The organism is Parvibaculum sp. (assembly GCF_049672805.1).
GTDB lineage: Bacteria > Pseudomonadota > Alphaproteobacteria > Parvibaculales > Parvibaculaceae > Parvibaculum.
The window spans coordinates 1-2929 of record NZ_JBATWS010000348.1 but is presented as its reverse complement, the minus strand read 5'-3'; the positions used below and the strand labels follow the sequence as shown (position 1 = coordinate 2929).

2 protein-coding genes are annotated in these 2929 nt (G+C 58.4%); both read right to left on the bottom strand.

The features are described 5' to 3' along the window. Positions 1 to 2: 2 nt before the first annotated feature. On the bottom strand, positions 3 to 1814 hold the full coding sequence (locus WBF74_RS10985; RefSeq protein ID WP_424439515.1) for a flavin-containing monooxygenase: 1812 nt from the start codon (positions 1812 to 1814) through the stop codon (positions 3 to 5). Between the two features lie 206 nt (positions 1815 to 2020). Further along, positions 2021 to 2929: TRAP transporter substrate-binding protein (locus WBF74_RS10980; protein WP_424439512.1), on the bottom strand; the 909-nt coding region annotated here is incomplete at its 5' end.

The following is a 2929-nucleotide window of genomic DNA, read 5'->3' as shown; positions in this document are numbered from 1 at the left end:
GCTCACTGCAGTTCCAGACCCGCGAGATCATCCTTCGCTCGCCACTCCTCAAGTATCTTGATGAAGGCGATGGAACCGGCGCCATAGGAGCCGTTGCGGATAGCCGCGCTAGAGGGCTGGCCCTCATTGTTGTAGTAGCCGGGTGTGCATTCTTCGAGATAACGCCGGTTGAAAACCGCGACCCTCATCACCTCTTCCACCCAGGCATCTTCCGCTTCCTGCGTGGTCTCCACGACGCGGGCCTGGCTGCTCAGGCATTTCTGCACGATGTAGGAAAGGTGCTTCGACTGCTCATTCAGCATATGCGGATAGTTGGCGGTGAAGCCTGCCTGCGCATTGGAAACGATGAAGCAGTTGGGGAAGCCGCGCGTATGCATACCATGCAGCGAGGACACGCCGTCCTTCCACTTTTCGGTGAGGGTGAGGCCGTTCCGGCCATAGATTTCAAAGCCTGCGCGGCGCGTATAGCCGGTGCCCACTTCAAAGCCTGTGGCATAGATCAGGCAGTCGATCTCATATTCCTTCCCGTTCGCGATCACTGCATTCTCGGTGATGCGTTCAACGCCTCGCCCTGCCGTATCGACGAGATGAACATTGGGACGGTTGAAGGTCTGGAGATATTCGTCATGGAAGCAGGGGCGCTTGCAGAACTGGTTGTACCAGGGCTTCAGCGCCTCGGCGGCGACAGGGTCCTTTACGACGCTGTCCACACGCGCGCGGATTGATTCCATTTTCTTGAAGTCAGCAAGCTGGATGACTTCGCCGAGTTTTTCCGGCGCAAGGCCCTTCGGGTTCTTGCGCGCCATCACCAGAAGATTGCCGATGATGTCGGTCCAGCCATCATTGACGAGATCGACTTCCTGAAAGCCGCCGGAGACAAGCGTATTGAAATTATCCATGCGCTTCTGCTGCCAGCCGGGCTCAAGGCTCTTCACCCATTGCAGATCGGTCGGTCGGTTGTTGCGCACATCGATGGAAGACGGCGTGCGCTGGAAGACATAGAGTTCCTTTGCCCATTCGCCGAGATGCGGCACACATTGCACGGCCGTTGCGCCCGTGCCGATGATGCCGACGCGCTTGTCCTTCAGCCCTTCAAGGCCGCCATTGCAGTCGCCACCCGTGTAGCCATAATCCCACCGGCTGGTATGAAACGAATGGCCTTTGAAACTTTCAACGCCGGGAATGCCGGGCAGCTTCGGGCGATGCAGCGGGCCGCTGGCCGTGACAATGAAGCGGGCGCGGATGGCGTCCCCCCGGTTGGTGTGAACGATCCAGCGGGCGGCATTGTCATCCCAGCGCATCTCCGTCACTTCGGTCTGGAAGAGCGCATTATCATAAAGGCCGAAATGGCGGCCGATGGCACGGCTGTGCTCGAGAATCTCGGCGGCCTTCGAGTATTTCTCGACCGGCATGTAGCCGACTTCCTCGAGAAGCGGCAGATAGATATAGGATTCAATATCGCAGGCGGCACCGGGATAGCGGTTCCAGTACCATGTGCCGCCGAAATCACCGCCCTTCTCAATCAGGCGGACCCGCTCTACGCCTGCTTCACGCAGGCGGGCACCGGCAAGCAGGCCGCCAAAGCCGCCGCCGACAACCACGACATCGACTTCATCTGACAGCGGGTCCCGCTTGAAGCCCGGCTCGACATAGGGGTCTTCGAGGTAATGCGCGAACTGTCCCTTGATCTCGACATATTGCTCATTGCCTTCTTTGCGGAGGCGCTTGTCGCGCTCGGCGCGGTACTTCTCTTTCAGAGCCTTCGGATCGAAGCCCAGTTCTTCCTCGCTCAGCGCGTTTGCCTGGTCCGCCATTGTCTCCCCTTCCGATTTATTCGGGCTTCGCCCATTTCATGTTGGGAAGAATGATAATGGCTCCTTACTATCTGTCAAAAGGTCTTGGCAGGTCACAAGAAAACCAAGGGTAGCCGCAGGGTAAAGCGACCTATCACAGATCGCCCTCAAAAAATGTGGGCCCCGCCTTGCGACGGAGCCCGGAAGATGTGCTGAAGCCCTGGCGATCAGCCGTAGCGATAAGGCGCACCGGCCTTGCGCATGGTGTCGGCATACTTCTTGAGGATTTCGACAACCCGTGCGTTGCGCGGGGAGCGAGCGGCGATCTCGTCCCAGAACTTCAGGGCTTCGTCTTCCACCTTTTTCCATTCGGATTCGGGAATGGTGGTCAGTTCGAGCTTGCCGCCCGTGGTGCGGTAATGGGCTTCGCCCCACCAGTACCAGTGCTGGCGGTAATAATGCGAGCTGTCCATCGTCAGCTTAAAGAGCGTTTTCAGATGCTCGGGCAACGCATTCCACTTTTCGGTGTTGGCGATGTAGGAACCGGCCCATGCACCGGAAATATTGTTGGTCAGATAGTATTTGTTGATGTCTGCCCAACCGACTGTGTAGGTCTCGGTCGCGCCGCACCAGGCAACGCCGTCGAGTTCGTTTGTCTGAATGGCGACTTCAATGTCTTCCCAAGGCAGAGTGACGGGCACCACGCCGAAGCGCTCAAGGAACTTGCCACCTGTCGGGAAGGTGAAGACGCGCAAGCCCTTCAGATCTTCAAGCGAGCGGATCGGCTTTGTCGTCACAAAGTTGCACGGGTCCCAGGCGCCTGTGCTGAGCCATGTGACGCCCTCGACTTCGGCATAGGCTTCTTCCCAGATTTCGCGAAGTCCGTACCACTCCCACAAGACGGGCACATCGAGGCCGTAGCGGGAGGCGAAGGGGAAGTAGGCACCGAAGACTGACACATCAACCGGCGCGGCCATGGAGTCATCGTCGCTCTGCGCGGCAGCGATCGTTCCGCGCTGCACGGCACGGAAAAGCTCGCCCTGCGGCACAAGCTGATCTGCCGTGTAAAGCTCGATAATCATCTCGCCATTCGCCGCCTTGTTGAAAGCGTCGATGGAGGGTTTGATGACGTGCTC

Excerpts from the sequence above, each read along its gene's own strand:
- WBF74_RS10985 (WP_424439515.1), bottom strand. The coding sequence starts at position 1,814 with ATGGCGGACCAGGCAAACGCGCTGAGCGAGGAAGAACTGGGCTTCGAT.